Raw genomic sequence first — 25,685 nt, forward strand, 5'->3', positions numbered from 1 at the left:
GAGGCGTGTGGGGTTCTTGCTGGAATTAGCGAAGGAAACATGCACCAGCAGTAGGTGAAGCATCAACCAGATAATCCGATGAGATGCCGGTCTGTCTCACTCTCATGCAAAGGTAAGATCAACCATTTAATCCGCTTACCCTAGATTTTCTGGTTGCTCATCCCACCGGGGGCGATTCGCCCTTATTTTTCTGACTTCCTGCATCCACCCTACCCCGTCGATTAACTCACCGGTTTCGTGGTCGATGGGCGGATACGACAGGTTGCGGTCGTCGCAGTAGCGCTTCACCGTGGGCTGGCACCAGCAGAACAGCAGGCGGTTGTATTCGTCATCCGGCATCCGCCGCTGGTCAAACATCCCCGCCAGCTTTCGCTGCCGTTGTGCCTCCGAGAGGATGATGGAACAGGCTGAGGACACGTTCAGCGACTCCACCATCCCCATCATCGGAATCACGATATGCTCATCCGCCTGCTCGGCGGTCACCGGGTTCACCCCGTCCACCTCGTTACCCATGATAATCGTGCACGGCACGGTGAAATCCACCTCCCGAAAATCCACCGCCCGGTCTGACAACTGCGCGGCATACAACTTATGCCCCTGCGCCTTCAGCTCGATCACCGCGTTGTCCATGGTGGGATGGGTGTGGGTTGTTACCCAGTGAAAGCTTCCGCCGGCTGTTTTGCGAAACGCCCGAAAACCCTCCTTCGGCCAGACCACGTGCATGTTCGCCACACCAAAGGCGTCGCAGGAGCGGATAATGGCGGACAGGTTTCTGGGTTTATGCACCTGGTCCGTCAGCACCCGCAGGTCGGGTTGGCGGGTGTTCAGGACTTGTTTGATTCGGGCGAGGCGTTCGGGGGTCATAACGTAATGTCTGTCGGAATCCAGGAATAGCGTTGGTGAAGGCTTGTGGGATGGGGCTTCCAAAAATTTGTGGAGCCATGGATGGCGGAACAGAAGCGCCACATGGATGTGCCGTAAGGAGCGTTTTTTGGAAGCCCCATCCCACAAGCCTTCTTGCACCCACGCCGGAAAGCTGGAAATGATACCACAGCAAAACTAGAGACAATCCGAGACAACGGTGGTTGAAGTTTAGGCACCCCGTTATAATACGCAGTCAATTTTTGCCAGCGCCCCACACCCCGGCGCAACATACACCAAACTACGTGAGACCCATGGCCAAGAAGCTGTTCATCAAAACCCACGGCTGCCAAATGAACGAGTACGACTCTGCCCGCATGGCAGACCTGCTCAAAACCGGCGAAGCGGTTGAAATGACCGACAACCCGGATGACGCCGACATCCTGCTGCTGAACACCTGCTCCATTCGCGAAAAAGCCCAGGAGAAAGTGTTCCACCAGCTCGGCCGCTGGAAACGTCTCAAAAGCAAAAAGCCCGACATGATTATCGGCGTTGGCGGCTGCGTAGCCAGCCAGGAAGGCCAGGCCATCCTCGACCGGGCCCCTTACGTAGACATGGTCTTCGGCCCCCAAACCCTGCACCGCCTGCCGGATATGATCAGCGAAGTTCGAATGAAAGGTAACGGCGTAGGCGTGGTCGACGTCAGCTTCCCGGAAATCGAGAAGTTCGACAACCTGCCGGAACCCGGCGCCGACGGCCCTTCTGCGTTCGTTTCTATCATGGAAGGCTGCAGCAAATACTGCACCTTCTGCGTGGTGCCCTACACCCGTGGCGAAGAAGTCAGCCGCCCGGTAGACGACGTGATTGCCGAGGTGGCCCACCTGGCTGCCCAGGGCGTGCGCGAAGTGAACCTGCTGGGGCAGAACGTAAACGCCTATCGTGGCGACACCCACGACGGCGACCAGATGGACCTGGCAGAACTGATCGAAGTGATCGCCACCATCGACGGCATCGACCGCATCCGCTACACCACCTCTCACCCGGTGGAATTCAGCGAGTCACTGATCGATGTCTACGAGCGGGTCCCGGAACTGGTCAGCCACCTGCACCTGCCGGTGCAAAGCGGCTCCGACCGCATCCTGGCAGCCATGAAGCGCGGCCACACGGCGCTGGAGTACAAATCCAAGCTGCGCCGTCTGCGCAAGATCCGCCCGGACATCAGCTTTTCTTCGGATTTCATCATCGGCTTCCCGGGTGAAACCGATAAGGATTTCGAGGACACTATGAAGCTGATCAACGACATCGGCTTTGATATGTCCTTCAGCTTCATCTATAGCGCCCGTCCGGGTACTCCGGCGTCGGATCTGCCGGACGATACGCCGATGGAGGTGAAGAAGCAGCGGTTGAGTATTCTGCAGGATCGCCTGAATCAGAATGTGATGGATATCAGCCGCAAGATGGTGGGTTCCACTCAGCGGATTCTGGTGACTGGTCTGTCCAAGAAGGACCCGGGGGAGTATGCGGGGCGTACGGAGAACAACCGCATTGTGAACTTCCGCCATGAGAATCCTGAGGTGGTTGGCCATTTCATCGACGTGGAGATTGTCGAGGCCTACCCGAACTCTCTTCGTGGTGTGCCGGTTAGTTCTGAGTTGTTTTAGGCTTCGGCACCTATGTGCTTGTTGTTTGGGGGCGGGATCTTGGGCGGGTAGGCCTTCCAAAAACCGCTCCTTACGGCACATCCCTGTGACGCTTCTGCTCCGCCATCCATGGCTCCGCACATTTTTGGAAGGCCTACCCGCCCAAGCTCCGACCATCAACAGTGCAGCATGCCAAAACGCTCACCATAGTGCGTTCATCATGAAGCAACAGCCAAGCCAGCTTGATTTTTAATCAGCGAACCTGCACATAGCAAGAAAGGCCGGTGCGTGGGTTCGCTTCCACAGGGTATCGTAGGCCATGGATGGCCGAAGCTAAGCGAACAGGACGTCTTGAGCGTCCCTGTGGAAGCGAACCCACGCATCGGCCATACTGCCCAATTCAAGAAATGCATACTCCCTGATACCCGGGAGTAGGAAACTCGGAGAAAACTTGAACACTCACGATACCAGACAATTTGACCTGCACCCGGTGAACCAGCGTCGGCTGGCGACTCTGTGCGGGCAGTTTGATGAACACCTGAAGATGATCGAACAGCGCCTGCAGGTGAAAGTCGGCCGGCGCGGGCATCATTTCCGGGTGGAAGGCCACACTGAAAACGTGGCAGCGGCTACCGAGGTCATCCGGCACCTGTACCGGGAAACCGAGGCCAGCGAGGACATTCCGCCGGATACTGTGCACCTGTTTATCCGCGAGACCGGCCTTGAGCGGCTGCCGGATGACGTGCCTTATGATGAAGGCCAGATTACCGTCATCAAGACCCCCAAACTGACCGCCAAGCCCCGGGGCCGGAATCAGCAGAAGTATGTGCATAGCATCCGCACCCACGATATCAACTTCGGTATCGGGCCAGCGGGCACGGGTAAGACCTGGCTGGCCGTGGCCTGTGCGGTTGAAGCACTGAAAGACGAGCAGGTGAAGCGGATTCTGCTGGTTCGGCCCGCGGTGGAAGCCGGTGAGAAACTGGGCTTTCTGCCCGGCGACCTGGCCCAGAAGGTGGACCCGTACCTTCGGCCGTTATACGACGCGCTTTATGAAATGCTGGGCTTTGACCAGGTTACCCGCCTGATCGAGAAGAGCGTGATCGAGATTGCGCCGCTGGCGTTTATGCGCGGGCGCACGCTGAACAACTCGTTCATCATTCTGGACGAGAGCCAGAACACCACACGGGAGCAGATGAAGATGTTCCTGACCCGGATCGGTTTTGGCTCTACGGCGGTGATTACCGGTGACACCACCCAGGTGGACCTGCCACGGGGCCAGAATTCCGGCCTGATTCACGCCGCCGGCGTGTTGAGCAAGGTGCCTGGCATCGGCTTTACCCGTTTTGAAGCCAAGGATGTGGTGCGCCACCCGCTGGTTCAGCGGATTGTGGAAGCCTACGATTCCTTTGATGACGGGAGTTCCGGCAGCCGATGAACAAGCTGACTGTGGACTTCCAGATGGCCTTTGACGGTGCGGGTGTGCCGGATGAAGCGCAGTTCCACAGCTGGGCCGAAAAAGCCTGGCTGGGCGAGGATCCGTCCGAGGTGACCATCCGTATTGTCGATAACGACGAGAGCCGGGAGCTGAACCACCAGTACCGGGGCAAGGACAAACCCACCAATGTTTTGTCCTTCCCATTTGAAGCGCCAGCGGGTATAACGATGCCATTGGCCGGAGATCTGGTTATTTGCGCACCGGTTGTTGAAAAAGAGGCGCAGGAACAGCATAAAGAGCCTGTAGCCCACTGGGCTCATATGGTGGTGCACGGTATGTTGCACCTTCAGGGCTACGACCATATTGAAGATAACGAAGCCGAGGTCATGGAAGCCCTCGAGGTTCGGCTGCTGTCGCAGCTCGGATTTGCTAACCCTTACGAAGCAGAGGAAACGGAACCAGACTCATGAGCGACGATCAGTCGAGTCGCAGCCAGGGCAGCAAGTCCTGGCTGGAGCGTATATCACAGGCCTTTTCCAGCGGGCCTGAGTCCGTTGAGGACGTGCTGGAAATTCTGCGGGACGCCGAGTCCCAGAGCATTATTGATACCGATTCCATGAGCATCATCGAAGGTGCCATGCAGGTGATCGATATGCGGGTGGATGAAATCATGATTCCCCGCTCACAGATGATCACCGTGAAAGCCTCCCAGGAACCGAAAGAATTCCTGCCCGAGATCATGTCATCTGCCCACAGCCGTTTCCCGGTGATTGGTGAAAGCCCGGACGACGTGCTGGGTGTTCTGCTGGCCAAGGATCTGCTACCGCTGGCCCTGAATAACGATCTCAACTGGTCCCGCATCCGTGAAATCCTGCGCCCGCCCACCTTTGTGCCCGAGAGCAAGCGGTTGAACCAGCTGCTCAAGGAGTTCAAGGAAAACCGCAACCACATGGCCATCGTGGTGGATGAGTACGGCGGTACGGCAGGCCTGATTACCATTGAGGATGTGCTGGAGCAGATCGTCGGCGAGATCGAAGACGAACACGATTTCGACGAAGAAACCCACATCAAGGCCCGGGGCGATGGCACCTTTGCGGTGAAGGCCGTGACTCCGGTTGACGACTTCAATGAATTTTTTGGCACCGACCTGGACGAAGAAGAGTTCGATACCATTGGCGGCCTGGTGCTCAAAGAGTTCGGTCACCTGCCCAGACGGGGCGAAACGGTTGAATTCGGCGGTTTACAGTTTACTATTGCGAACGCCGATAACCGAGTCATCCGTTTGCTGCAGGTAACCCGAAGTGAGTCATGAAAACGGCCTGAGCCATCCGCTCAACCTGAAATTTACTGCCCATCCCTGGCTGGGCCCGGTGATCCTGATGATCGCCGGCGCCCTGCAAACCCTTACCTTCTCGCCGTTCCATATCTGGGCGCTGGGGCCGGTATCGGTTCTTCTGATCCTCCTGGTTACCCTGAACCTGCCCTCGGAGAAGCTGTTTCGCGCCGGCTGGTTTGTCGGCCTTGGGCTGTTTGCCTCCGGCGTGAGCTGGATTTACATCAGCATCAGCAAGCACGGCAACACCTCGATGCCCATCGCAGTTCTGCTGATGGTGCTGTTCGTGGCAGGGCTGGCGCTATTCCACGGGCTGGCGTTCTGGTTCTGGGGCAAGCTGGCCAGGCAAAGCATGGTGCGCCGGCTGATCCTGTTTCCCGCCATCTGGCTACTGGGGGACTGGCTCCGGGGCTGGCTGCTGACCGGCTTTCCCTGGCTGTACCTGGGCACCGCCCACACCGATGGCCCACTGGCCGGGCTGGCACCATTAACCGGTGTGCACGGGCTGACCTTCTGGATCGTGGTTACCGGCGCAGCGGCTTACGGGGTGTGGTGGCTGATCCTGGCTGGCCGAAAAGCTGCGGCCGGTGCAACAGCGGCGATCGCGGTATTACCCTGGCTGCTGGCTCCTGCCCTTAACCAGGTCAGCTGGACCAGTATCAGCGAGGAGCCGAAAAGCTTTGCTGCCATGCAGGGCAATATTCCGCAACAGATCAAGTGGGATCCGGAGTTCCTGAAAGACCAGATTGTGGCGTATCTGGGGATGACTGAAGAACACTGGGATAAAGACATCATCCTGTGGCCGGAAACCGCCATTCCCATTCCCCAGGACCAGGCCGGCAAGATCATTGACCACATCGAGGAACGGCTTGGCGAGAACAGCACCCTGATTTCCGGTATTCCCTGGTATGGCTACAGCGGCGAAATCGAGGACTACACCTTCCACAACAGCATCCTGGCTGCCGGTGGCGGCGAGGGCATGTACCACAAACAGAAGCTGGTACCTTTCGGCGAGTATGTGCCGCTGCAGGGATTACTGCGGGGACTGATCGGCTTCTTTGACCTGCCCATGAGCAGCTTCACCCCGGGCCCGGGCCAGCAATCCGGCCTGAGCGCCACCGATACCCGGCTGATGCCCTACATCTGCTACGAAGTGGCCTACCCGGATTTTGTGGCGTTCAACGCGCGGAATACCGGCATGCTGGTGACCATCAGCAACGATGGCTGGTTCGGCGACTCTATCGGCCCTCTTCAGCACCTGCAACTGGCCCGCATGCGCGCCCTGGAAACCGGGCGCTACATGCTGCGCGGCACCAACAACGGGGTAACGGCCATCATCAACGAAAAAGGCCAGATCACCGAGCGCATCCCCCAGTTCCAGCGGGCCGTACTCACCGGCGAGGTATTCTCCGCCACCGGCAGCACGCCCTACATGCAGACCGGCTCCTGGCCGGTGCTGACCCTGGCGGTGATCCTGATTGTTTTCGTGCGGGAGCGGGTGATTCCTAAACGCTGATTTTTAGCCACGGAATCACCCTTCCTTAGGCGGCCACCGGCTGGTTACGCGCTCGAAGTAGTGGGAACCGCAGGCCTCACAAGGGTGCAGGTGGCTGGTTTTGGTCAGGCACAGCATATGGCTGCAGTTCAGGCAACGGAACATGCCGGCGGTGGCCACTTCGCCGGAGATGTAGTGGCTGACATCTTCGTTCTCCAGCTTCTGGGACAGCTCCAGGGTATCTACCAGGGTCTGGTCCGCCACCGACAGCAGGCGGTCGGTCAGAGTCTGTTCCAGCAGGGAGATGTCCAGCTGCAGCCACTCTTTCAGGCCTTCCCCGGTTTCCTCCACAAAGTGCATCAAATGCTGGAGATCCCGCTGCAGGTAGGCGCCCAGCAGGTCGGCTTCCTCCCGGGTCATCTCCTCCAGTTCGTATTCAAACTCGACCGCCTTCTGCACTTCTTCTTCCAGAGTCTGCAAGGACGTCTCCTGCAGATCGTGCAGGCGGATCTGCACCCGCTCCAGCATTCGGTCATAGGCCTCGAGGGCTTTACCTGAAAGGTGACTGCGTTCCGGTTCTGTCATAACGGCTCCTTCAACCTGACTTCCAACCTGACTTCGGGGCACTGGCCTGCGGCCTTCGCCATTACTGACAGTCTGGCACATCCCGCAGAATTTGGCAGACTACCTGTTAAGCCTTCGGTGCGTTAGAATGTTCGGCCTTTTCGAACATCCTTTTCTCACAGGGTACTTTTGGTAATGGCAGGAATGGACGAGCAATACAACCCACGTGACGTAGAACAGACCGCCCGCAACTTCTGGGAAACCAACGAAACCTTCAAGGTGAAGGAAGAGCCGGGCAAGCCCAAGTACTACTGCCTGTCCATGTTCCCCTACCCCAGCGGCAAGCTGCACATGGGCCACGTTCGCAACTACACCATCGGCGACGTCATTTCCCGTTATCAGCGCATGCAGGGCAAGAACGTGATGCAGCCTATGGGCTGGGACGCCTTCGGCCTGCCAGCGGAAAACGCCGCCATTGCCAATAAGTCCGCGCCGGCAAAGTGGACCCGCTCCAACATCGATTACATGAAGAACCAGCTCAAGCAGCTGGGCTTCGGTTACGACTGGAGCCGTGAACTGGCCACCTGTGACCCGGAATATTACCGCTGGGAACAGTGGTTCTTCGCCCGCCTGTATGAAAAAGGTCTGGTGTACAAGAAGATGTCCACCGTCAACTGGGACCCGGTTGACCAGACCGTGCTGGCCAACGAACAGGTGGTTGACGGCCGCGGCTGGCGCTCCGGCGCGCTGGTAGAGCAGAAAAAGATTCCCCAGTGGTTCATCCGCATCACCGACTACGCGGAAGAACTGCTGAACGACATGGACGACCTGGAAGGCTGGCCGGAACAGGTCAAGACCATGCAGCGCAACTGGATCGGCAAGTCCACCGGTACCGAGCTGACCTTCCCCCTGAAAGACCGTGAAGACGGCCTGACCGTTTACACCACCCGCCCGGACACCCTGATGGGCGTGAGCTACATGGCGGTCGCTGCCGAGCACCCGCTGGCCAAGGCAGCAGCAGAGCGCCACCGCGACGTGGCCGAGTTTGTGGACCAGTGCCGTAACAGCAAGGTCGCTGAGGCCGAAATGGCCACCATGGAAAAGAAAGGTATTGATACCGGTTTCAAGGCCATCCACCCGCTGACCCAGGAAGAAATTCCGGTTTGGGTCGCCAACTTTGTACTGATGGATTACGGCACCGGCGCCCTGATGGCCGTACCGGGCCACGATGACCGTGACCACGAGTTTGCCCGCAAATACAAACTCGCCATCAAGCAGGTGATTGCACCGAGCAACCACGAAGATATCGATGTTCAGGAAAAGGCCTATACCGAAAAAGGTGTACTGGTAAGCTCCGGCAAATACAGCGGCCTGACCAGCGATGAAGCCTTCGAGGAAATCGCCAGCTACCTGGAAGCCAACAACATTGGCAAGCGCACCGTTAACTACCGCCTGCGGGACTGGGGTGTTTCCCGCCAGCGTTACTGGGGCGCGCCCATCCCGATGATGACCCTGGACGACGGCACCGAAATGCCGGTTCCGGACGACCAGCTGCCGGTTCGCCTGCCGGAAGATGTCGAGATGGATGGCGTGCAGTCGCCCATCAAGGCCGACCCGGAGTGGTGCAAAACCGAGTTCAACGGCCAGGCCGCCACCCTGGAGACCGACACCTTCGACACCTTCATGGAGTCATCCTGGTACTACGCCCGTTTCTGCAGCCCCAACTACGACAAGGGCATGCTGGACCCGGCCGCCGCCAACTACTGGCTGCCGGTAGACCAGTACATCGGCGGTATCGAGCACGCCATCCTGCACCTGCTGTACGCCCGCTTCTTCCACAAGCTGCTGCGGGACGTGGGCCTGGTAAACAGTTCCGAGCCGTTCAACCGCCTGCTCACCCAGGGCATGGTGCTGGCCGAGACCTACTACCGTAACGAAGACAACGGCGGCAAGACCTGGTTCAACCCGGCGGACGTCACCGTAGAACGCGACGGCAAGGGCCAGGTGGTACGCGCCATCCTGAAAGCCGATGGCCAGCCGGTGGAAATCAGCGGCGTTACCAAGATGTCGAAGTCCAAGAACAACGGCATCGATCCCCAGTCAATCATTGATGAGTTTGGTGCCGACACCGTGCGCCTGTTCATGATGTTTGCCGCACCGCCAGAGCAGTCCCTGGAGTGGTCTGACAGTGGCGTGGAAGGCGCGCACCGCTTCCTCAAGCGCCTGTGGCGCATGGTGACCGAGCATACAGCCGGCGGCGACGTTCCTGCCCTGGATGCCAGCGCTCTGAACAGCGGCCAGAAAGACCTGCGCCGCAAGACCCACGAGACCATTTCCAAGGTCAGTGACGACATCAGCCGCCGGCTGACCTTCAACACCGCCATCGCTGCTGTGATGGAATTGCTGAATGAAGTAGGCCGCCTGGGTGATGACGAACCCCAGAGCCGCGCCGTGCGCCAGGAAGCCCTGGACACTGCGGTTCGTGTGCTGTCACCGATTGTTCCGCACATCTGCCACCAGCTCTGGCAGGTTCTGGGCCACAGCGAACCGGTGGTCGACGCCAGCTGGCCAGTTGCCGATGAAAGCGCCATGGTCCGCAGCGAGATCGAAGTGGTTCTGCAGGTGAACGGCAAGGTGCGGGCCAAGGCCACGGTCCCGGCCGACATCAGTAAGCCGGACCTGGAAAAGCTGGCCCTGGAGAACGAAAACGTTCAGCGCTTTGTGGAAGGCAATACCGTTCGCAAGGTGATTGTCGTGCCCGGCAAACTGGTTAACGTGGTGGCCAACTGATATGACCGCCACCGTCCCGTTCCTGAAAGCTTTGAAACTCGCCGCCCTGGCCCTGGTTACCCTGGTGCTGGCCAGCGGCTGCGGCTTTCAGTTACGGGGCACCTCGCCGGTACCGGCCGCACTGCAACCCCTTGCAGTAGACTGCCCGGACAACCTTCCGGGCCGTTTCTGTCAATCGGTTCGGGATCAGCTGACCCTGGGCGGCGTCCAGGTTGCTGACAGCGCCGCCCAGGCCGATTACATCCTGCGCCTGCGGGATTACCGGCAGGACCGCCGGGCCTCGGCCATTACTGCCCAGGCCGCTGCAGCAGAGTACGTTCTGCGCCATACTGTCGCCATTGAACTGCTCACGGCTGACCGGATCCCGCTGATTGCCAGCACCAACCTGAATGCCAGCGAAAGCTACCGCTACGACGAAACCAACGTACTCGCCAAGCAGCGCGATGAAGAGGAGCTTCGGCAACAGCTGGGCGACCGGCTGGCCCAGCAGGTTATCTTCCGCCTGGCCCCCATGACCCGGGAACGGATAGACACCATCATCAACGATTACCAGGCCAGCCAGGAACAGGCTGAGGCGCAATGAAAACCCAGCCTGGCCAGCTCCCTCAGTTACTGAAAAAGGGCCTGGCACCGGTTTACCTGATCTCCGGTGATGAACCCCTGCTGGTTCAGGAGTGTTGCGACCAGGTTCGAAAGGCCGCCCGGGATGCCGGTTACCAGGACCGCCTCACCTACCACGCAGATCATCAGCTCGACTGGAACTCCGTAGCAGACGAATGCAACGCCATGTCGCTGTTTGCGGAGAAACGCCGGATCGAGATTCACCTGCCCACCGGCAAACTCGGCGATGGCCGCAAGGTACTCGAGCAAATCCTGCAGGCCCCGCCTGAGGACGTCATCCTGTTGCTGATCAGCGCCAGGCTGGATGCCGCGGAAACCAAGCGTAAATGGTACAAGGACCTTCAGAAAACCGGTGTGCACGTTCCGGTGTGGCCGGTTGAGGCGGACAAATTCGCCAACTGGCTGCAGCAACGGGCAAGCAATCAGGGGCTGAGCCTGACCCGCGGTGCACTGGGAATGCTGGCTGAACGGCTGGAAGGCAACCTGCTGGCGGCGAGCCAGGAGCTGGATCGCCTGACCCTGCTGACCAACGGCAAGACCATTGACGAGGAAACCGTAGAGCAGGCAGTCCAGGACAGCGCCCGCTTCAACGGCTTTGAGCTGGTCACCGAACTGCTCACTGGTAAGGCCGGCCACGCCAGCCGCATCATCGGCGTACTGCAGCAGGAAGGAGAAAATCCCCTGGGCCTGCTGAGCGTGCTGGTGCGCGACCTGAACATGATTATCGAGCTAAAGACCGCCCTGCCCCCGGGCGACAACCCCTCGGGCTTTCTGAAGAAACGGGGCGTTTTCCAGCCCCGGCGAGCGTCTGCCATCCAGCAGGCAGCCCGCCGCCTGACCCTGCCCCGCCTGAACCAGGCCCTGGCCCTGTGCAGCCTGACTGACCGGGCCGCCAAGGGCTTTGACGACCTTACCCCCTGGCATCACCTGCGTGACCTCTCAATTCTGCTGGCCGCAACCCGTAACGGCTGACCTGGGCCAAACCCGGGCGAGTACCGGCCCCGGCGGCACTTGACACGATTTTGCAATCGGGCGCATTGTACATTCTCCACTCAATCAGGGAAGGAGAACCTGCCATGAGCCTGCAAGACGAATTCAACAAGCTGTCCGAGAAAGTCAGACAATACCGCGACGAAGCCAAGGTGCAGATGCACCTGGCCAAGGAAGATGTGAAGGACGAATGGGACGACCTGGAGCAGAACTGGGACAAGTTCCGTTCGAAGCTCGACCAGATTTTCCATGACGCAGAAGATGCCAGCCAGGAAGCCCGGGAAACCGCCCGCAAGATGGGTGAAGAGCTAAAATCCGGCTACCAGAACATCCGCAACAAGCTGAAGTAAACGTTAACCCGTTAACAAACAGACACATCAAGACAGGCATAGAGACACACGTCTCATCGTCTCTGTGCCATACTTCACAGTAAGAAATGAATCTTACGTCATAATTTTGTCGTATTGTTCATTTTGCCACCAACTTGCCGTCTGGCTGGCCAAGGAATATGGCACATACTGTGAGGTATACCTGTCATATGAAAAAAGTTACTGCGCTCTCTGTCACTCTCGCCCTGTCTCTCTCTGCCGGTCTGGTTACTGGCCAGAACATCCGTTTCAGTGATCCCGAAACCGTTATCAAGAATGAGTTCTGGGGCAACCTGTATGCGGAAGGCGGTTCATCCTTCTTCTGCGAAAAACCGTTTACCAGCAAGGGCTTTGTGCTGACCGACGGTTATATCTACCCGCTGGCGGATGTGCGTTCCGCCCTGGATTGCGGTACTACATCGCAGTGCAAGCGGGACAACCGCTACCGGCAGATTGCCTCGGATTTGCACAATATGGTGCCTGTAACCAGTCGGATAGAGATGCGTCGCCGCAATGCCCGCTATGAAAACATTGGCGCCAGCGCCCAACCGGATGACTGCGGTATTCGTGAAAGCACCCAATTTTTCGAGCCGCCCGAGCATGCCAAGGGTGATGTGGCCCGGACGATGGCGTACATGGTTGATACGTACGGTTTGCCGTGGCTGGGGGCTACTACGCTGTTTCAGGGCTGGAACGAGCTGGATCCGCCGGATGATGGCGAGTTGGCGCGGCATAGCCGGATTGCCGAGATTCAGGGTAATGAGAATCCCTTTGTGGTTAATCCCGGGCTGATTAGTCGGCTCTGATACTTTGATCTCACTTTGGGAGTAAGCACCAGTCAGGGGGTAGCTTTCCAAAACACGCTGTGGATACGTCCGTGTACGCTCTGCTCCGCCATCCCTGGCTCCGCAAGGTTTTGGAAAGCTACCCCCTGACTGGCGCTCGCACTTCTGCGATCAGCTACGCAAGGTTTTGGATAGCCATACCCTGACCGGCGCCCATATATTTCAGTTCGCTATCAACAAAAAAGCAGGCCACCTGGGCCTGCTTTTTTGCTTTCTGGAAGAACGAAACCTGTATCAGATTTCGTTAGCCGCCAGAGCCATCATGGCATCGCTGCCACTGCGAATGCCTTCGGCCAGGGACACGGTCTTTGGCAGCAGGCGGTCGAAGTAGAAGCGGGCTGTTTTCAGCTTGCCGGTGTAGAAGCCGGAGGTGTCAGCCTCTGCCTTCGGAGCGGCGGCTTTGACGGTTTTGGCCCACATGTATGCCAGGGCGGTGTAGCCGAACATGTCGAGGTAATCGACTGCAGCGGCGCCGATGGCGTTGGGGTTGTCGCCGGCTTGTTTGATGACGTGTTCGGTAACGTCGGACAAGCGCTCAACAGCAGCCGCCAGCGGCTCAAGGTAAGGCTTGAGGGCGGCGTCGCCGGTGTTTGCTTCGATGAAGGTGGCTACGTCCTGTACGAACAGTTCGTACAGTTTGCCCTGGCTGCCGACGACTTTACGACCCATCAGGTCCATGGCCTGGATGCCGTTGGTGCCTTCGTAGATCTGGGTGATGCGGCAGTCACGTACCAGCTGCTCCTGGCCCCACTCGCGGATGAAGCCGTGGCCACCGAAGACCTGCTGGCCGATGATGGTGGTTTCCAGGCCGCGGTCGGTCAGGAAGGCCTTGGCGACGGGGGTCAGCAGGGCAACCATGCCTTCGGCGTGTTTGCGCTGTTCATCGTCCTGGGAGTACTTGGAAATATCCAGCCACTGGGCCACGTAGGTAGAGAAGGCACGGCCGCCTTCCACGTAGCTCTTCATGGTCAGCAGCATGCGGCGTACGTCCGGGTGTACCAGGATTGGGTCAGCGGCTTTTTCAGGCTGCTGGGCACCAGTCGGCGCGCGGCTCTGGATACGCTCGTTGGCGTATTCGCGGGCGCTCTGCAGGGAAGCTTCGGCGGCGCCGATGCCCTGGATGCCCACACCCAGACGCTCGTAGTTCATCATGGTGAACATGGCGGCCAGGCCTTTGTTTTCTTCACCGACCAGCCAGCCCTTGGCGCCGTCGAAGTTCATCACGCAGGTGGCTGAGCCTTTGATACCCATCTTCTTCTCGATGGAACCGCAGCTGAACTGGTTGCGCTCGCCCAGGGAACCGTCGTCATTCACCATGAACTTGGGCACCAGGAACAGGGAAATACCCTTCGGACCTTTGGGCGCGTCCGGCAGCTTGGCCAGCACCAGGTGGATGATGTTCTCCGCCATGTCGTGCTCGCCCCAGGTGATGAAGATCTTGGTGCCAGTCACGTTGAAAGAGCCGTCGTCATTGGGCTCGGCCTTGGTGCGGATAATGCCCAGGTCGGTACCGGCGTGGGGCTCGGTCAGGTCCATGGCACCGGACCATACGCCGGAATACATGTTGGGCAGGTACTTCTCTTTCAGCTCCTGGCTGCCGTGGGCGTCGAGGGCCAGGCAGGCACCGGCGGTGAGCATCGGAGCCAGGCCGAAGGCCATGTTGGCGCCCTGCATCATTTCTTCAAACTGGGCCACCAGGGTTTTCGGCATGCCCATGCCGCCGAACTCCGGGTTGCCGCCCAGGCCGTTCCAGCCACCCTCAACGATGGTCTGGTAGGCTTCTTTGAAGCCTTCCGGGCTGGTTACTTCGCCTTCATTCCACTTACAACCCTGCTCGTCCGCTTCGCGGTTCAGGGGCGCCAGTACGCCGCCGGTGATCTTGCCAGCTTCTTCAAGAATCGCGTCGGCAGTGTCCGGGTCTACGTTTTCGGCAATCTTTGGCAGAGAGGCCCAGAGTGCGGGCGCGTCGAACACTTCGTTCAATACAAAACGCATGTCACGAAGGGGTGCCTGATAATCAGCCATGTATAACTCTCCAGAAATTCAGTCAGTCACTTGGGGAACCGGGTAACAACGCCTTCTGTGTAAAGGTCTTCGGGTTCGCCCGCTCGGCTATGTGTCCGAAACAAGGTTGTTATTCTGTGGCCCGCCATTCTACCTCAAACGTGCCACCAAACTCATGAAAAAAGCCCGCCTCCGAGCGGAGAACGGGCTTTTGCTGTGCCTTCAACCAGATAGCAACCCCGTCTTAGATAACGAAGGCTTCTTCCGGCATATCCAGCAGGCTGTCTGCACCGGCCAGCATGGTTTCTGCGTGGGTCTTGGTGCGCGGCAGCAGGCGCTTGAAGTAGAAGCGCGCAGACTGAACCTTGGCGTTGTAGAACATCTCCTCGGAGGTGCCTTCGGCCATCTTGTCCAGTGCCACCTTGGCCATACGGGCCCACAGGTAGGCGAATACCGCGTAACCGGAGTACATCAGGTAGTCCACCGCAGCGGCACCGACTTCTTCACGGTTCTTCATGGCGGTCATACCAACCTTCATTGTCAGGTCGCCCCACTCCTTGTTGATCGCTGCCAGCGGCTCGATGAACTCTTTCAGCTGCTCGTTGTCGGCGTTCTCTTTGCAGAATACGTGAACCTGCTTGGTGAACACTTTCAAGGCTTCGCCCTGAGTCATCAGAACCTTACGGCCCAGCAGATCCAGTGCCTGGATACCGGTGGTACCCTCGTAGATCATACCGATGCGGGAATCACGAACGTTCTGCTCCATGCCCCACTCAGCGATAAAGCCGTGGCCACCGAATACCTGCATACCCAGGTTGGCAGACTCGTAACCGATCTCGGTCAGGAACGCCTTGGCGATCGGGGTCAGGAAGCCCAGCAGTGCATCGGCGTGCTTGCGCTCTTCTTCGGTCTTGCCACTGTGAACCACGTCCACTTGCTGGCCAGCCAGGTAGATCAGGGCGCGGGCGCCTTCCGCTACAACCTTCTGGGTCAGCAGCATGCGGCGTACGTCCGGGTGCACGATGATCGGGTCAGCGATGCCATCCGGGTTCTTCGGACCACTCAGGGAACGCATGGCCAGACGCTCTTTGGCGTAAGCCAGGGAGCCCTGGAAGCCCAGTTCTGCAGCACCCAGACCCTGGATGGCAGTACCGATACGGGCAGTGTTCATGAAGGTGAACATGCAGTTCAGGCCTTTGTTCTCAGGCCCGATCAGCCAGCCCTTGGCGCCGTCGAAATTCATTACGCAGGTGGCGTTACCGTGGATTCCCATCTTGTGCTCCAGGGAGCCACAGGAAACCGCGTTGCGCTCGCCGGCAGAACCGTCTTCGTTCGGCAGCTGCTTGGGCACGATGAACAGGGAGATACCCTTGGTGCCTTCCGGTGCGCCCGGCAGACGGGCCAGTACGATGTGGACGATGTTCTCGGCCATGTCGTGCTCACCGGCAGAGATAAAGATCTTGGTACCGGTAATGCTGTAGGTGCCGTCAGCGTTAGGCTCGGCCTTGGTGCGCAGGGTGCCCAGGTCAGAACCACAGTGCGACTCGGTCAGACACATGGTACCGGTCCACTCACCGCTGATCAGCTTGGTCAGGTAGGTCTGCTTCTGCTCTTCGGTACCGTGGGCTTCGATGGTGTTGGTAGCGCCGTGGCTCAGGCCCGGGTACATACCCCAGGACCAGTTGGAGGTGCCAGCCATTTCACTGACCACCAGGCCGATGGAGTGCGGCAAGCCCTGGCCACCGTAGTTGGGGTCGGCAGTCATGGACGGCCAGCCACCTTCAATGTACTGCTGGTAGGCCTCTTTGAAGCCGGTCGGGGTTTTCACACCGTCTTCGCTCCAGGTACAGCCTTCCTGGTCACCTACCTGGTTCAGCGGAGACAATACCTGCTCACAGAACTTGGCGCCTTCCTGGATGATGGCATCAACCATATCCGGGGTCGCGTCTTCAGCACCTTCCAGATTGGCGTAGTGCTGCTCGCTGTTCAGCAGCTCGTTCATTACGAATTTAATGTCACGCAGGGGCGCTTTGTATTCAGGCATGGAATCCACCTCGGTTTGGTCTCGGCTGAATGCAGTAACAGCCTTCGGCCTTGGGTTTGCTCAGACACCACGATGCGCTGCACCGCGGCCTTAATTAAACACTTGTTTGAAACATACGTTTTGAGGCACGGAATTGTCAATAGCCCTGAGCAAATTTTGTGTGGCCCAGGCTGCAGAACCTGTCAGCCGTCAAATAACGGCGAGATATTCAGAAACTCCGCCAGCCGGGCCGGCAGGCGCTCGGTTGCTGTGTCATCAAGGCGGGGTAATATGCCCAGACACGGCGCCGGAATATGGTTCACCAGGTAACCGAGGGTTTCCTGTTCGCAACTCATGGTTTCCTGCTCCGGGTGATTGGCTACCCAGCCGGCTACCGTCAGGCCGTCATTCTGAATGGCCTCCACCGTGAGCATGGCGTGATTGATGCAACCGAGCTTGAGAGGGACCACCAGGACCACGGGCAGTTTCAGCTCGCGGGGCACCGCTGCATAGGTTTCGCGGTCGTTCAGGGGAACCCGCCAGCCGCCGGCGCCTTCCACCAGCATAAGATCGGCCGGGCGAATCTGCATTCCGCGGCAAAAGCCGACCAGCCGCTGGGCGCTGAGTTGTTTGCCGGCTTGCTGGGCGGCTACGTGGGGGGCGATGGCGGGTTCCATGGCGATGGGGTTGATGGCGTCGTAGGCCAGTTGTTCGGTCATGGCCGCTTGCAGCATCAGTGCGTCTTCATTGCGCAGCCCGTCGGGGGTCTGGTCGCAGCCCGATGCAATTGGCTTCATGGCCAGGGTGCGTTTACCCTGGGCCTTGGCGGCCTCAAGGATGGCGGCGGCTACGATGGTTTTGCCTACGCCGGTGTCGGTGCCTGTTACGAAATAGGTTTTCTTTGCCATTTTCTGGAGTTCCTACTGTATCGGTTTCGGGTGCAGGGTGAGGATGTGGTGTGTCTTTCCGGGACACGCTCAAGACTTCCCTGTGCGCTTAGGTCGGGCCATCCCTGGCCCTCTATAGTCCCGGAAAGACACACCACACCCTCACCGCAAACTTTCGAGGTTGACGTCCTCATCCGGTCATTGAAAGTCGTAGTCAGATCGGCTTTGACCAGTACAACCAGCCTGCATGGTAGCTGGCGATGATCTCACCGTTTTCCAATGTCGGATAAGCGGCACACATCGCCTTGAACCTTCCCGGAGCGGTAACGGTTCTGCGTCGCTCTTCGCCTTTGAACACGGCACCCAGGTGCTTGAGCTCACGGTTCAGGGCCATGGGGGAATCATAGGGCAAGGTGAGGGTTGCCGTCTCGAGGCTGGAACCGGGGAGTTGCCGGCTGGTTAATTGCTGCCAGTCAGCATGGTGGGTAAAACGGTTTACGTGGGGTTGGCCGGGGTCGGCTTTGGTCCAGGCTTGTTTGAGTTCTTCGAGGGTGCCATCCAGCAGGGTGGAGATGGCGAGGGTGCCGCCGGGTTTAAGGATTCTTTGGCATTCCGCCAGGACGGTTTCCGGGCGGGTGATCCACTGGATCATCAGGTTGCTGAAGATCAGATCGGCGCTGTTGTCGGCCAGGGGGAGCTGTTCAGCGTCTGCGTTGAGCCAGGCGATGGTTTCGGGGCTGCGGGCTTGGGCCTGTTGCAGCATGCCGGAGGCAAGGTCTGCGCCGGTGATGGCGGCGCTCGGGTATTGGTTTGCCAGTTTGCGGGTGAACCAGCCGGTGCCGCAGCCGAGGTCCAGGATGCTTGTTGGTTCGAAGTTTTCGGGAATGCGGGCGAGCATGGTGTCGCCCATGGCTTTTTGCAGGCGGGAGGCGCTGTCGTAGGTTCCGCTGGCGCTGCCGAAGCCCCGGGCGATGCAGGCTTTGCTGCCGGTTCCGCCTTCGGAACGGGCTATTGCCGTCAGATCGCTATAGGCACTCATACCGCCACCGACTCCTGAACGGCCTGTTCCGGTAACAGGGAGCGGCACTGGGCCAAAGCTTTCAACAACCGATCAACCTGCGCTTCCGAATGCGCGGCGCTCAGGGTCACCCGCAACCGGGCTTCGCCTTCCGGCACCGTGGGCGGGCGGATGGCAGTGACCAGTATGCCCTGTTCCTCCAGCGCCCGGCTTAATGCCAGAGCAGCATGGTTATCCCCCACCATAATGGGCTGGATGGGCGTGTACGAGGGCATCAACTGATAACCCAATTCCCGCGCACCGGCACGGAACCGCGCAATCAAGGCCTGTAAATGTGACCGGCGCGCATCATCCCGCTCGATCAGATCGATACTGACGCAAGTCGCTTTCGCCAGTGCCGGCGGCATGGCGGTGGTGTAGATGTAAGTGCGCGCCTTCTGCACCAGGTAATCCATCAACACCTCCGGCCCGGCCACAAACGCCCCGCTGGTGCCCACGGCCTTGCCCAGGGTGCCAATCAAAACCGGCGCATCCGCCTCCGACAACCCCGCCGCCAGCACACTGCCCCGCCCCTGCGGGCCAAGCACACCAATACCGTGGGCATCGTCCACCACCAGCAAGGCATCGTGGATCTGACATACCCGGGCAAGCTCCTTCAACGGCGCCACGTCCCCGTCCATACTAAACACACCGTCGGTTACCACCAGTTTATGGCCCGACGTCTCCGCCAGCATCGCCTCCAGCGCAGGCACATCACCATGGGCATACCGGCGCACCTTCGCCCGACTGAGAACGCAGCCATCGATGATCGAAGCATGGTTCAACCGATCCGAAAAAATCGTATCCCCCCGCCCCGCCAGCGCTGAAATCACGCCCATGTTGGCCATATAACCGGTGGAGAAAAACAACGCTGAACTACGCTGCGTGAACTCCGCCAGCCGCTGTTCCAGCTGATGATGGGCATCGTGGTGGCCGCAAACCAGGTGAGAAGCGGCGCCGCCCAGACCGGTTTCAGGCAACGTATCCCGCAGCGCTGCGATGTTTCCTGCGTGATTCGCCAGCCCCAAATAATCGTTACTACAGAACGACAGCAGCGGCTTCCCGTCAGCGACCAACTCCGGCTGCTGCGGCCCCGTCACCAGGCGCCGGCTCCGGTACAAACCGGCTTGTTTTCGCTGCTCAATCTCAGCCCGAAAGTCACGCATAAATTCCATCACCCAATACGGAGAAAACCGAGCCTGCATACAACGCCTGTCGCGCCAAACCGGGTAGGGCTTTCCGGGACACGCTCAAGACATCCCAGTGCGCTTAGCTTTCGCCATCCCTGGCGAAAGATAGTCCCGGAAAGCCCTACCCGGTTCGCCGCTCACTTGGGGCGTAGCCTGCAGGGTCACAATCGCCCAGGTTTACTGGCCGCGGGGCGGGGTCCCCTTTCCGGGACCATAGAGGGCCATGGATGGCCCGACCTGAGCGCACAGGGACGTCTTGAGCGAGTCCCGGAAAGGGGACCCCGCCCTGCGGCCCTCCACCGTGAGCCCCGCTGAAAGGCCAAGGCCAAAGTCAGACTGAGGCAGCCGACTCCCGACTCGCGTCATAGAACAGATGCCGCGTCGCCTCATACTCGACGGCGTCGGCCAGCGCCTCCACCTCCTGCTTCTCCGTAGCACACTGCTCCCGCTGCTCCGGCCGGATACCCAACTTACGGAACAACTGCATATCCGCATCCGCCTCAGGGTTGGACGTGGTCAGAAGTTTCTCGCCGTAGAAGATGGAGTTGGCACCCGCCATAAAGCACAGCGCCTGCATCTGCTCATTCATCTGCTCCCGCCCCGCAGACAAGCGAACATGGGACGCCGGCATCAGAATCCGCGCCACCGCGATAATCCGAACAAACTCGAAGGGGTCCAGGTCGTCTACATTCTCCAGCGGCGTGCCCTTCACTTTCACCAGCATATTCACCGGCACACTCTCCGGATGCTGGGGCAGGTTCGCGAGCTGAACCAGCAGCCCTACCCGGTCGTCTTCGTCTTCGCCCATACCCATAATGCCGCCGCAGCACACCTTCATGCCGGCCTTGCGCACGTTATCCAGGGTATCCAGCCGATCCTGGTAGGTTCGGGTGGTGATGATGTGGTTGTAGTACTTCTCGGAGGTGTCCAGGTTGTGGTTGTAGTAATCCAGTCCGGCGTCAGCCAGCTCCCGGGCCTCTTCCTCTTTCAGCATGCCCAGGGTCATGCAGGTTTCCATACCCAGGGATTTCACCTGCTTTACCATATCCAGTACGTAGGGCATGTCCTTCCTGGAGGGGCTGCGCCAGGCAGCGCCCATGCAGAACCGGGACGCGCCCTTTTCTTTGGCTGCGCGGGCCTCGGCGATCACCTTTTCAATCTCCAGCAGCTTTTCCTTTTCCAGCCCGGTGTTGTAGTGACCGCTCTGGGGGCAGTACTTGCAGTCCTCCGGGCAGGCGCCGGTTTTGATAGACAAAAGGGTGCTGACCTGCACTTCGTTGGGGTCGAAATGCTCCCGGTGAACCGTCTGGGCACGGAACAGCAAATCGTTGAACGGCAAGTTGAAAAGATCCCGGGCTTCCTGAAGCGTCCAGTCGTGACGGAGGGCAGTAGCGGTCATGGCAAAGTCCTGTTAACCTTCGCAAGGTTTTTGGTTTACGGATAAACCGCGATGATAAACGGACTGAAATCGCTGTCAACCTTGATCTACCAAAAGGTTAACAGCACAAAACGAGGTGGCCGCTGCGTCACCTGTCTTTCGCCCCATGCCAGCTTCGGGTTGTGCCAGGGCTGTCGGGACGACCTTCCAGCCATTCGCTGGGCCTGCCACACCTGTGCGTTGCCGCTGCCCTTTGCCACCCCCGGGCTCCAGTGCGGGGAATGCCAGGTGGCAAAACCACCCTTTTCCCGCGCACTGATTCCCTGGCGCTACCAGTTCCCGGTAGACGGCATGATCGGCCGCTACAAGTACAACGGCCACCGCAAGTTTGTGCGGCCACTTCTGGCCGGCTTCGGTGAGTTTCTCGAACAACAACTGGCTGCCGATCAACGGCCCGATGCCCTTATTCCCGCCCCCATGCACTGGTCACGCAGGTGGCAGCGAGGCTTCAACCAGGCCCGGGATATTGCCGAGTTCGTCGGTTCACAGCTGGATATTCCGGTGGCAGGCGATGTGGTTCGGCGTCGGCGGCGGGTGACGGCCCAGCGGAAGCTGAACCGGGCCGAACGGCTGGTCAACCTGGCGGGAGTATTCGAGGTGTGCGGCCCGGTGCCGGCGCGGGTCGCCATAGTGGATGACGTGGTGACCACCGGGGCAACGGCGAAGCTGCTGGCTGATGCGCTCCGCGACGCCGGTGCCCGGGACATTCAGGTCTGGGCCCTGGCGCGAACTCCCGGTTAGGTATCCGCAAGCATCGATTTCACATACCCGGCGATGGCCAGGCTGGACGTGAGCCCCGGGGACTCTATGCCGAACAGGTTAACCAGTCCGGCCAGGCCATGTTGCTGCGGGCCATCGATGCGGAAATCGAAGAAGCCGCCCTCAGGGCCGGTAAGCTTGGGGCGAATGCCGGCGTAGGCGGGTTGTAGGCGACCGGCGTCCATGCCCGGCCACCAGGCCCGGATACCTTCCACAAAGCGATGCACCCGCTCCGGGTTCACGGTGTAATCTTCGGAATCAATCCACTCTACGTCCGGGCCAAAGCGCGCCTGGCCCGCCAGGTCTAGGGTCAGGTGCACGCCCAGGCCACCCGGTTCTGGCAACGGATAAATCAGGCTGTCGAAAGGATGCTTGCCGTTGTAGCTGAAGTAAACGCCCCGGGCCAGCCATTGTCGGGGGCGGGCAGTATCCGGCAAGCCCTGCCAGCTACCGGCCAGTGCCGGAGCGCCGAGGCCTGCCGCATTGACCACTTCCCGGGCCTGCAGGGTTACGCCGGCAGCTCCACCAACGGTCAGGGTATGGAGCGGGCCGTCCGAGCAAACGGCAGTCACCGGGCTGTTGAGCACCAGCTGGCCACCAGAGTCTTCCAGCGCCCCCAGCAAGGACAACATCAGGCCATGGCTGTCGACAATGCCGGTTTCCGGTGACCAAAGACCAGCTTCGGCATTAATAACCGGAAGTTTCCGGGTGATCTCCTGGCCGTCTGCCAGCTGCAACGAAACGCCATTCAGGGCCGCCTGTTCACGAATGCCGGCCAGCTTTTCGCTCTGGGCCACGTCTGTGGCGATGATCCACTTACCACACTTGCGGTAGCCCACCTTGCGGCTCCGGCAGTAGTCGTACAGCAGTTGGCGGCCACGCACGCAGAAGCGGGCCTTCAGGGAATCCTGCGGATAGTAGAGGCCGGCGTGGATAACCTCGCTGTTTCGGGAAGAAATGCCTTCACCAAAGCGGGGGCCCGCTTCCAGAACAATGACTTCCCGCCCGCTAGCGGCAAGCTCGCGGGCAACGGCCAGCCCCACCACACCGGCGCCGATCACCACCGTTTGCACCTTGTAACTGTCTTCGCTCACACCCATTCCTGCTTTCCGGCACGGACTGCAGAAATTACCGCAGTTAGCGGGCCGTTGCATTACCTGAGCCCCCATAACAGGTATACTTTGCGCCAAATCCTGCTTCCAGTTGGGCCTTATGAACACCGAGTCTTCAGACATAACCGCGTCTACCCACCCTTACGACAGTCTCACACCCGAAGTGATCCTGGACGCCATGGAAGACGCCGGTTTTGAAGTCAGTGGCCGGCTGTTCGCCCTGAACAGCTATGAAAACCGGGTGTACCAGGTAGGGCTGGAAGAGGGCCCGCCGGTGATCACCAAGTTTTACCGGCCGGGGCGCTGGTCAGATGCAGCCATTATGGAAGAACACGAGTTTTCCCTGGAGCTGCAGGCCGCAGACATTCCGGTCATCGCCCCCATGATCATGGAGAACGGCGAATCCCTTGGCCGGCATGGCGACTTCCGGTTCGCAGTGTTCCCCCAGCGGGGCGGACAGGCGCCGGATACCAGCATTACCGACACCCTGTATCGTCTCGGCCAGTGGCTGGGCCAGATCCACAACCTGGGCGCCACCAAAAGCTTTCAGCACCGCCCCGGCTTTGATCTGGTGCAAGGCATTCAGGATCATAATGCCCTGCTGATTGAGGGTGGCTGGGTACCGGACGATCTCCGGCCAGCGTGGGACAGCCTGATTCCGGACCTGGTCAGGGGCTGCCAGCAGCGGATCGAAGAGGCCGGTGTTGTCGACACCCTGCGCATTCACGGAGACTGCCACGCCAGCAACATCCTGTGTCGTGACGAAACCATGCTGTTTGTCGACCTGGATGACTGCCGCACCGGCCCCGCGGTACAGGATATGTGGCTGCTGCTGAACGGCGAGGCCACTGAAAGGGGCAGCCAGCTAGGCGAGCTGCTGGAAGGCTATGAAATGTTCCGGGACTTCAACCGCCGGGAGCGGCACCTGATCGAACCCTTGCGCTGTTATCGGCAGATCGCCCACTGCGCCTGGCTGGCCCGGCGCTGGGAAGACCCTGCCTTCCCCCGGTTCTTCCCCTGGTTTGCCCAGCCCCGTTTCTGGTCCGACCAGGTCCTGGCATTGCGTGAGCAACTGTCGGCCCTGCAGGAGCCAGCCATTTCCCTGCCCGGGCAATACTGAATTTCGTAAAGAGGTAAGCAATGAGCGACAACGAAAACCGTTATTCCGTGCGCAGCCTGATTGTCACCGCCCTGGTGGCTGTAGTGGGCACCGTGCTGGCGCTGGAAGCCAGCGGCCGCATCGACCACTCGGACAACAAGGACCATGTGCCGGTGGGCGACTTCCAGGCCATCCACATCAAGCCGGGCGAGGAGTTCCGGATGTCCCGCAAGTCCTCCGAGTTGCATGCGGTGTGTGATAACGGTTACCTGGCCATTGCTGCCGATGTGGACCCGTCTTTCCGGGGCATCCTGGTGGACTACAAGAATCGCGGTATCCGCTGCCAGCGGCCTTCACCCACCGACAAGGACCTGGCCTCCGAACCCGCCGGAGAAGCCGGCAATGAGTGACCGCAAGCCGACACAACCGGAGCAACTGACCGACCGCCTGTTTGCCACGGAACGCAATCCGGAAGACTTCCGCTTTGATGCCTCGGTTGCCCGCGTATTCCCGGACATGATCCGCCGATCGGTGCCCGGCTACACCACCATTATTCCGATGATCGAAGTGATCACCGAGCAGTACGTGCAACCGGGTTCCCACTGCTATGACCTGGGCTGTTCCCTGGGCGCATCCACCCTCGCCATGCGCCACGGCATTCCCTACGGTGACTGCACCTTGGTGGGTGTAGACAACTCCAGCGCGATGATCGAGCGCTGCGAACATTACATTGCCCTGGATGACCACGAACTGCCGGTCACCCTCCGGTGCGAAGACATTCTGGCGACGGAACTGAGCCAGGCCTCGGTAACCACCCTCAACTTTACCTTACAGTTTGTGCCCCCCGAACAGCGGCTGGATCTGTTGACCCGCATTGCCGATGCCACCCTGCCGGGCGGCGTGCTGATCCTGTCGGAAAAAATCCGCTTTGAATCGGATATCGAGCAGGATACCCAGACCCGCCTGCACCATGAATTCAAACGGGCTAACGGGTACTCCGACCTGGAAATCAGCCAGAAGCGGTCCGCCATTGAAAACGTGCTGATCCCGGAAACGCTGTCAGCCCACCGCGAACGACTCATGAACGCCGGCTTTGACCAGGTACTGGTATGGTACCAGTGCTTCAACTTTGTCTCCATGCTGGCCATCAAGAACCCCTGATTCCGAGACC

At 59.6% G+C, this 25,685-nt stretch carries 23 protein-coding genes; 14 read left to right on the forward strand and 9 right to left on the reverse strand.

Translation table 11 applies throughout. From position 1 onward, the window contains the following. Window positions 1-135: 135 nt before the first annotated feature. Window positions 136-864 carry a tRNA (guanosine(18)-2'-O)-methyltransferase TrmH gene (trmH, locus tag AC13DJ_RS17065; RefSeq protein ID WP_482933948.1) on the reverse strand — a complete coding sequence of 243 codons (729 nt, stop codon included), beginning with the start codon at window positions 862-864 and terminating at the stop codon, window positions 136-138. Window positions 865-1,175: 311 nt separating this feature from the next. On the opposite strand from trmH, the gene miaB reads away from it, so the two are divergent. The 5 genes from miaB to lnt all read left to right on the forward strand — a co-directional run bounded on the left by miaB (window position 1,176) and on the right by lnt (window position 6,788). Then, window positions 1,176-2,522 carry a tRNA (N6-isopentenyl adenosine(37)-C2)-methylthiotransferase MiaB gene (gene miaB, locus AC13DJ_RS17070; protein WP_482933949.1) on the forward strand — a complete coding sequence of 449 codons (1,347 nt, stop codon included), beginning with the start codon at window positions 1,176-1,178 and terminating at the stop codon, window positions 2,520-2,522. 430 nt (window positions 2,523-2,952) lie between these two features. After that, the gene (locus AC13DJ_RS17075; protein ID WP_022989707.1) at window positions 2,953-3,939 is read left to right on the forward strand and encodes a PhoH family protein; all 987 of its coding nucleotides are present in this window, start codon (window positions 2,953-2,955) and stop codon (window positions 3,937-3,939) included. Beyond that, window positions 3,936-4,409 carry an rRNA maturation RNase YbeY gene (ybeY, locus tag AC13DJ_RS17080; RefSeq protein WP_058341324.1) on the forward strand — a complete coding sequence of 158 codons (474 nt, stop codon included), beginning with the start codon at window positions 3,936-3,938 and terminating at the stop codon, window positions 4,407-4,409. Before AC13DJ_RS17075 ends, ybeY begins: the two co-directional genes overlap by 4 nt. Continuing rightward, on the forward strand, window positions 4,406-5,251 hold the full coding sequence (locus tag AC13DJ_RS17085) for an HlyC/CorC family transporter (RefSeq protein ID WP_199458060.1): 846 nt from the start codon (window positions 4,406-4,408) through the stop codon (window positions 5,249-5,251). The genes ybeY and AC13DJ_RS17085 overlap by 4 nt, the downstream gene beginning before the upstream one ends. A gap of 67 nt (window positions 5,252-5,318) precedes the next feature. Beyond that, window positions 5,319-6,788 carry an apolipoprotein N-acyltransferase gene (lnt, locus tag AC13DJ_RS17090; RefSeq protein ID WP_476130267.1) on the forward strand — a complete coding sequence of 490 codons (1,470 nt, stop codon included), beginning with the start codon at window positions 5,319-5,321 and terminating at the stop codon, window positions 6,786-6,788. A gap of 15 nt (window positions 6,789-6,803) precedes the next feature. Here the strand turns inward: lnt and AC13DJ_RS17095 are convergent, their stop codons facing one another. Continuing rightward, entirely contained in the window at window positions 6,804-7,352 is a 549-nt protein-coding gene (locus tag AC13DJ_RS17095; protein WP_476130215.1) for a zinc ribbon-containing protein, read from the reverse strand. Window positions 7,353-7,535: 183 nt separating this feature from the next. Between AC13DJ_RS17095 and leuS the strand changes: the two genes are divergently transcribed. The 5 genes from leuS to AC13DJ_RS17120 all read left to right on the forward strand — a co-directional run bounded on the left by leuS (window position 7,536) and on the right by AC13DJ_RS17120 (window position 12,906). Further along, complete coding sequence (gene leuS, locus AC13DJ_RS17100) at window positions 7,536-10,121, forward strand: leucine--tRNA ligase (RefSeq protein ID WP_289102396.1); 2,586 nt, start codon at window positions 7,536-7,538, stop codon at window positions 10,119-10,121. A 1-nt stretch (window position 10,122) separates the two neighbouring features. Continuing rightward, window positions 10,123-10,704, forward strand: a complete 582-nt coding sequence (locus AC13DJ_RS17105) for an LPS-assembly lipoprotein LptE (RefSeq protein WP_289102349.1) — start codon at window positions 10,123-10,125, stop codon at window positions 10,702-10,704. Further along, on the forward strand, window positions 10,701-11,714 hold the full coding sequence (holA, locus tag AC13DJ_RS17110; RefSeq protein ID WP_289102351.1) for a DNA polymerase III subunit delta: 1,014 nt from the start codon (window positions 10,701-10,703) through the stop codon (window positions 11,712-11,714). Before AC13DJ_RS17105 ends, holA begins: the two co-directional genes overlap by 4 nt. A 104-nt stretch (window positions 11,715-11,818) precedes the next feature. Then, window positions 11,819-12,082, forward strand: coding sequence for a hypothetical protein (locus AC13DJ_RS17115; protein ID WP_022989716.1), 264 nt, complete (start codon window positions 11,819-11,821; stop codon window positions 12,080-12,082). Between the two features lie 188 nt (window positions 12,083-12,270). Beyond that, entirely contained in the window at window positions 12,271-12,906 is a 636-nt protein-coding gene (locus AC13DJ_RS17120; RefSeq protein WP_289102352.1) for an endonuclease, read from the forward strand. 273 nt (window positions 12,907-13,179) lie between these two features. Here the strand turns inward: AC13DJ_RS17120 and AC13DJ_RS17125 are convergent, their stop codons facing one another. From AC13DJ_RS17125 to bioB, 6 genes are all read right to left on the reverse strand, one after another. Beyond that, complete coding sequence (locus AC13DJ_RS17125) at window positions 13,180-14,970, reverse strand: acyl-CoA dehydrogenase C-terminal domain-containing protein (protein ID WP_473802143.1); 1,791 nt, start codon at window positions 14,968-14,970, stop codon at window positions 13,180-13,182. Window positions 14,971-15,193: 223 nt separating this feature from the next. Then, complete coding sequence (locus AC13DJ_RS17130; protein ID WP_273132189.1) at window positions 15,194-16,993, reverse strand: acyl-CoA dehydrogenase C-terminal domain-containing protein; 1,800 nt, start codon at window positions 16,991-16,993, stop codon at window positions 15,194-15,196. Between the two features lie 182 nt (window positions 16,994-17,175). Beyond that, window positions 17,176-17,880, reverse strand: a complete 705-nt coding sequence (gene bioD, locus AC13DJ_RS17135; protein ID WP_288371387.1) for a dethiobiotin synthase — start codon at window positions 17,878-17,880, stop codon at window positions 17,176-17,178. A gap of 193 nt (window positions 17,881-18,073) precedes the next feature. After that, window positions 18,074-18,898, reverse strand: coding sequence for a malonyl-ACP O-methyltransferase BioC (gene bioC, locus AC13DJ_RS17140; RefSeq protein ID WP_482933950.1), 825 nt, complete (start codon window positions 18,896-18,898; stop codon window positions 18,074-18,076). Beyond that, the gene (gene bioF / locus AC13DJ_RS17145; RefSeq protein ID WP_482933951.1) at window positions 18,895-20,082 is read right to left on the reverse strand and encodes an 8-amino-7-oxononanoate synthase; all 1,188 of its coding nucleotides are present in this window, start codon (window positions 20,080-20,082) and stop codon (window positions 18,895-18,897) included. The genes bioC and bioF overlap by 4 nt, the downstream gene beginning before the upstream one ends. Before the next feature lie 355 nt (window positions 20,083-20,437). Continuing rightward, window positions 20,438-21,505 carry a biotin synthase BioB gene (bioB, locus tag AC13DJ_RS17150; protein WP_482933952.1) on the reverse strand — a complete coding sequence of 356 codons (1,068 nt, stop codon included), beginning with the start codon at window positions 21,503-21,505 and terminating at the stop codon, window positions 20,438-20,440. A gap of 51 nt (window positions 21,506-21,556) precedes the next feature. Between bioB and AC13DJ_RS17155 the strand changes: the two genes are divergently transcribed. Continuing rightward, window positions 21,557-22,285, forward strand: a complete 729-nt coding sequence (locus tag AC13DJ_RS17155; RefSeq protein ID WP_482933953.1) for a ComF family protein — start codon at window positions 21,557-21,559, stop codon at window positions 22,283-22,285. Here the strand turns inward: AC13DJ_RS17155 and AC13DJ_RS17160 are convergent. Beyond that, complete coding sequence (locus AC13DJ_RS17160) at window positions 22,282-23,397, reverse strand: NAD(P)/FAD-dependent oxidoreductase (protein WP_482933954.1); 1,116 nt, start codon at window positions 23,395-23,397, stop codon at window positions 22,282-22,284. The two genes, AC13DJ_RS17155 and AC13DJ_RS17160, sit on opposite strands and share 4 nt — an antisense overlap. Before the next feature lie 118 nt (window positions 23,398-23,515). Between AC13DJ_RS17160 and AC13DJ_RS17165 the strand changes: the two genes are divergently transcribed. From AC13DJ_RS17165 to cmoA, 3 genes are read left to right on the forward strand one after another with little or no spacing between them, the layout of a single operon-like run. Continuing rightward, a complete protein-coding gene (locus AC13DJ_RS17165; RefSeq protein ID WP_476130230.1) occupies window positions 23,516-24,535 on the forward strand; it encodes a serine/threonine protein kinase in 1,020 nt (339 codons plus the stop codon). A gap of 20 nt (window positions 24,536-24,555) precedes the next feature. After that, entirely contained in the window at window positions 24,556-24,924 is a 369-nt protein-coding gene (locus tag AC13DJ_RS17170) for a PA3694 family proteiin (protein WP_199458045.1), read from the forward strand. Then, entirely contained in the window at window positions 24,917-25,675 is a 759-nt protein-coding gene (gene cmoA, locus AC13DJ_RS17175) for a carboxy-S-adenosyl-L-methionine synthase CmoA (protein ID WP_476130232.1), read from the forward strand. Before AC13DJ_RS17170 ends, cmoA begins: the two co-directional genes overlap by 8 nt. Window positions 25,676-25,685: the final 10 nt, after the last annotated feature.

Source organism: Marinobacter sp. L-46 (genome assembly GCF_056859535.1).

Excerpts from the sequence above, each read along its gene's own strand:
- leuS (WP_289102396.1), top strand. The coding sequence starts at position 7,536 with ATGGACGAGCAATACAACCCACGTGACGTAGAACAGACCGCCCGCAAC.
- AC13DJ_RS17130 (WP_273132189.1), bottom strand. The coding sequence starts at position 16,993 with ATGCCTGAATACAAAGCGCCCCTGCGTGACATTAAATTCGTAATGAAC.
- bioB (WP_482933952.1), bottom strand. The coding sequence starts at position 21,505 with ATGACCGCTACTGCCCTCCGTCACGACTGGACGCTTCAGGAAGCCCGG.
- miaB (WP_482933949.1), top strand. The coding sequence starts at position 1,176 with ATGGCCAAGAAGCTGTTCATCAAAACCCACGGCTGCCAAATGAACGAG.
- AC13DJ_RS17115 (WP_022989716.1), top strand. The coding sequence starts at position 11,819 with ATGAGCCTGCAAGACGAATTCAACAAGCTGTCCGAGAAAGTCAGACAA.
- AC13DJ_RS17105 (WP_289102349.1), top strand. The coding sequence starts at position 10,123 with ATGACCGCCACCGTCCCGTTCCTGAAAGCTTTGAAACTCGCCGCCCTG.
- AC13DJ_RS17120 (WP_289102352.1), top strand. The coding sequence starts at position 12,271 with ATGAAAAAAGTTACTGCGCTCTCTGTCACTCTCGCCCTGTCTCTCTCT.
- lnt (WP_476130267.1), top strand. The coding sequence starts at position 5,319 with ATGATCGCCGGCGCCCTGCAAACCCTTACCTTCTCGCCGTTCCATATC.
- bioF (WP_482933951.1), bottom strand. The coding sequence starts at position 20,082 with ATGCGTGACTTTCGGGCTGAGATTGAGCAGCGAAAACAAGCCGGTTTG.
- trmH (WP_482933948.1), bottom strand. The coding sequence starts at position 864 with ATGACCCCCGAACGCCTCGCCCGAATCAAACAAGTCCTGAACACCCGC.
- AC13DJ_RS17125 (WP_473802143.1), bottom strand. The coding sequence starts at position 14,970 with ATGGCTGATTATCAGGCACCCCTTCGTGACATGCGTTTTGTATTGAAC.
- bioD (WP_288371387.1), bottom strand. The coding sequence starts at position 17,880 with ATGGCAAAGAAAACCTATTTCGTAACAGGCACCGACACCGGCGTAGGC.
- AC13DJ_RS17165 (WP_476130230.1), top strand. The coding sequence starts at position 23,516 with ATGAACACCGAGTCTTCAGACATAACCGCGTCTACCCACCCTTACGAC.
- AC13DJ_RS17095 (WP_476130215.1), bottom strand. The coding sequence starts at position 7,352 with ATGACAGAACCGGAACGCAGTCACCTTTCAGGTAAAGCCCTCGAGGCC.
- bioC (WP_482933950.1), bottom strand. The coding sequence starts at position 18,898 with ATGAGTGCCTATAGCGATCTGACGGCAATAGCCCGTTCCGAAGGCGGA.
- holA (WP_289102351.1), top strand. The coding sequence starts at position 10,701 with ATGAAAACCCAGCCTGGCCAGCTCCCTCAGTTACTGAAAAAGGGCCTG.
- cmoA (WP_476130232.1), top strand. The coding sequence starts at position 24,917 with ATGAGTGACCGCAAGCCGACACAACCGGAGCAACTGACCGACCGCCTG.
- AC13DJ_RS17170 (WP_199458045.1), top strand. The coding sequence starts at position 24,556 with ATGAGCGACAACGAAAACCGTTATTCCGTGCGCAGCCTGATTGTCACC.
- AC13DJ_RS17155 (WP_482933953.1), top strand. The coding sequence starts at position 21,557 with ATGATAAACGGACTGAAATCGCTGTCAACCTTGATCTACCAAAAGGTT.
- AC13DJ_RS17085 (WP_199458060.1), top strand. The coding sequence starts at position 4,406 with ATGAGCGACGATCAGTCGAGTCGCAGCCAGGGCAGCAAGTCCTGGCTG.
- ybeY (WP_058341324.1), top strand. The coding sequence starts at position 3,936 with ATGAACAAGCTGACTGTGGACTTCCAGATGGCCTTTGACGGTGCGGGT.